This window comes from Carnobacterium sp., from assembly GCF_032094055.1.
Taxonomy (GTDB): Bacteria; Bacillota; Bacilli; order Lactobacillales; family Carnobacteriaceae; genus Carnobacterium_A.
Genome location: NZ_DAMDAK010000018.1, coordinates 15,266 through 18,744, shown reverse-complemented (window position 1 = coordinate 18,744; position 3,479 = coordinate 15,266). Strand labels below are relative to the sequence as shown.

The 3,479-nt window shown below is 39.3% G+C and carries 5 protein-coding genes; 4 read left to right on the top strand and 1 reads right to left on the bottom strand.

Features of this window, described 5'->3' with window-relative positions; genetic code table 11:
- The coding region (locus tag RT405_RS04485; RefSeq protein ID WP_313467927.1) for a methyl-accepting chemotaxis protein at positions 1-423 on the top strand (423 nt) is incomplete at its 5' end.
- A 56-nt stretch (positions 424-479) separates the two neighbouring features.
- Here the strand turns inward: RT405_RS04485 and RT405_RS04480 are convergent.
- Positions 480-1,265: a glucose-1-dehydrogenase gene (locus RT405_RS04480; protein WP_313467925.1), complete on the bottom strand. Its 786-nt coding sequence runs from the start codon at positions 1,263-1,265 to the stop codon at positions 480-482.
- A 214-nt stretch (positions 1,266-1,479) separates the two neighbouring features.
- Between RT405_RS04480 and RT405_RS04475 the strand changes: the two genes are divergently transcribed.
- The 3 genes from RT405_RS04475 to RT405_RS04465 all read left to right on the top strand — a co-directional run bounded on the left by RT405_RS04475 (position 1,480) and on the right by RT405_RS04465 (position 3,415).
- Positions 1,480-1,926: an ASCH domain-containing protein gene (locus RT405_RS04475; protein WP_313467923.1), complete on the top strand. Its 447-nt coding sequence runs from the start codon at positions 1,480-1,482 to the stop codon at positions 1,924-1,926.
- 67 nt (positions 1,927-1,993) lie between these two features.
- On the top strand, positions 1,994-2,533 hold the full coding sequence (locus tag RT405_RS04470; protein ID WP_313467921.1) for a dihydrofolate reductase family protein: 540 nt from the start codon (positions 1,994-1,996) through the stop codon (positions 2,531-2,533).
- Positions 2,534-2,548: 15 nt separating this feature from the next.
- Complete coding sequence (locus RT405_RS04465; protein ID WP_313467919.1) at positions 2,549-3,415, top strand: aminoglycoside 6-adenylyltransferase; 867 nt, start codon at positions 2,549-2,551, stop codon at positions 3,413-3,415.
- Positions 3,416-3,479: the final 64 nt, after the last annotated feature.

Genomic DNA, 3,479 nt, shown 5'->3' with positions numbered 1-3,479 from the left:
TTGGCTGAACAAGTCGCTGTTTCCATTGCTGATATCACAGGGTTTGTCACAACGATCCAAGCTGAATCAAAGAAAGTCAGCGACTCCTTGCAAAACGGTTATGCTGAAGTTGAAGAAGGTACCGCTCAAATCAATACAACAGGGCAAACGTTCAATAAAATCAGCCAATCCGTTACCAGTATGGTCAGTGACATTCAAAGCATTTCCAGCAACTTGGAAAGTATTGCAGCTAACAGCGAAATTATGAACGGCTCGATTGAAGAAATTGCTGCTGTTTCTCAAGAGTCAGCAGCCGGAGTGGAAGAAACATCAGCAGCTTCTCAACAAATCAGCAGTTCGATGGAAGAAGTGTCTGGTAATTCAGAACACTTAGCAACATTGGCTGAAAACTTGAGTCAAATGGTCAGTCATTTCAAATTATAAGCAAAAAATCCAGTTGCTAGGACTTATGTCCTTAGCAACTGGATTTTTTTATTAATTTAGCCTTTTCCTTCTTCAAATGATGGATACAGTGACATGCCGCCGTCAACAAATAAGCTCGTTCCTGTAACGTATTTAGATTCAGTAGAAGCTAGCCATGCAGCAGCTGCTGCTACATCTTCCGGTTCACCGAGAGAATTTATTGGGATCATGTTTAAAGTAGTCTCTTTTTCTTTTGGGTTGTTAAATTTTTCAGCATTAATAGGGGTTTTGATGGCTCCTGGAGCAATAGCATTCACCCGAATACCTTTGTGTGCGTATTCCATGGCAATGGTTTTAGTGAACATTTTTACGCCGCCTTTGCTAGCAGTATAGTGTGCAAAAGTTGGCCAAGGAATGACTTCATGGACGGATGACAAATTGATAATGTTCCCTTTTTTTCCTGCTTTTAAAAAGTAATTGATAGCTGCTTTAGAACCAAGGAAGACACCGGTCAAGTTTACATTAATGACTTTATTCCAGTCTTCCAAACTTAATTCATGTGTGGAGACTTGATTCTCCATTCCAGCATTGTTTACCCAAAGATCTAAGTCGCCAAAGTTGGAAACAGCTGCATCCAATAGAGCTTGTGTCCCTTCTTCAGTTCCTACATCAGCGTGAACCGCCACAGCTTTTCCACCTGCTTTTTCTAACTCTGCAACGGTTTCTTCAGCTCCTTCTTTATCGCTATGATAGTTGATGACCACAGCCATATTTTCTGCTGCTAGACGTCTGGCAATGGCATTTCCGATACCTTTAGAACCTCCTGTAACCACTGCAACTTTTTCTGATAAGTCTTGATACATAGATAATCCTCCTTTAAGTTAAGTGTTACTGGTCAGTGAGTTAAAAACTTTTTCTTTGTTTTACTGTAACTCATTTATTTAGGTTAAGCAAAACATATGTTAGTACCGCTTATTTATTAGAAAATCAATTGTGTAACGCCTTTCAATCCATTATGATAAGTAGAATAGAGGAATGAAGCAAGTCATTTAAATTAAGAAAGAAGAGAAGCCTACAATGGATGCGAAACAATTATGGAATGTATTTAGTGAACAATACCCAGAACACCAATCAGCAGATTACCAAGCGTGGAGTTATGGAGCAGCGGCGGATGAGTTAGCTGGTTTGACAGTAAAAGGCGTAAAAACAGCCACTGCTTCTGCATATGAGTTATATGCTTTAGAAAATGATCCTTTACCAAAAGTAGGGGAATGGAATGTTATATTAGATGATAAGGGACAAGCTGTTTGCATTACTCAGACAACTAATGTGTATGTTGTACCTTATAATGAAGTGACGAAAGAACAGGCTTTCAAAGAAGGAGAAGGCGACCGTTCTCTGACTTATTGGAAAGAAGTGCATCAGGACTTCTTTTCAAAAGAATACCAAGCAAAAGGATTGGAGTTTAACGAAACGATTCCGGTTGTCTGCGAAGAATTTGAAATGGTATTTAAAGCAAACTAAATTCGACTAAACGTTGAATCTAACAAGAGTAGTAGACTAAATGAAAAGACAGGAGGAGCTAACCATTATGGAGGATCAACGTAAAGTAGTCTTGTTTATTGCAATGAGTTTAGACGGTTATATCGCAACAGAAGAAGATACACTGGAATGGCTGTTTAAAGTCGAAGGAGAAGGCGACAATGGCTACACTGAGTTTTATGAAACTATTGATACAGTTTTAATGGGCAGAAGAACCTATGAATGGATTTTAGAACATATGGGAAGAGGATCTGAGTTTCCTTATCAAGGCAAAGAGTGTTATGTTTTTTCGACAACAGCGCATACGCCTGATTCATCTGTTGTGTTCGTTCAAGAAGATATCCCAAGCTTTGTGAAAAAGCTTAAAAATCAGCATGGTAAGAATATTTGGTTAGCGGGTGGCGGAGAATTGATCCGCTCTTTTCTAAAAGAAAAGCTGATCGATGAAATGCGAATCACTGTTGCTCCAGTAGTGATTGGAAAAGGGATACCGCTATTCAAACCGGATGATTACCATTTGGAATTGTCGTTAAAACAAACCAAACAGTACAACCAATTTGTTGAATTACATTATGAAGTGAAAAAATAGAAGGGAGAGAATGATTTGCGGACTGAGAAAGAAATGCTTCATTTAATTCTGAGAAGAGCCGAAGAAGACGAGCGGATCCGGGCAGTGATGATGAACGGTTCGCGGGTCAATCCGCATGTGCCCAGAGATCAGTACCAAGATTATGATATTGTTTATTTTGTGTCAGAGGTGGAAGCTTTCACTCGAAACCATGCATGGGTCGATGTTTTTGGAAAACGCATTATGTTGCAAATGCCGGATGCAATGACGCTTTTTCTGCCTGAACTGGAGAGACAAGGGCTATTTTCCTATTTAATGTTGTTTGAAGATGGCAACCGAATTGATTTAACACTTGCACCGATAGAAACAGCCAACGAGCTAGCCAAACAAGACCGATTGAGCATAATTTTGTTAGATAAAGAGGGTCTTATTGATCCGCTGCCGCCTGCTGAAGACACAGATTATCTGGTCAAGAAGCCTTCAGCAGAAAAGCTGAACGATTGCGCTAATGAGTTTTGGTGGTGTATGACAAATGTCACAAAAGGATTGTGTCGTAAAGAACTGCTATATGCTAAAACGATGATGGAAGGACCGGTCAGAGAAATGCTGCTGCTAGCAATGAGCTGGCAAGTTGGAGTAGAGACCAATTTTTCGGTCAGTATTGGTAAATTCGGCAAGTATTTGCAACGTTATACGACAGAAGAACTGTGGGAGAAATGGCTAAAAACATATGCAGACGGACAAATAGACCACATGTGGGAAGCCTTATTCACTAGTTGTGCTCTTTTTAAAGAAGTGAGTCAAAATATAGCTGAACAATTGGGCTATCCACTAGAAGACGAAGAAAAAGTATTCGATTATTTAAAAGAACTGAGTCGTCAAAGTAAAAAAGCTGAACAGTAGTGTACTGTCAGCTTTTTTATGTGTATAAATTAAGTAGTTTTTACAGTTAAAAAGTAATTAGTCG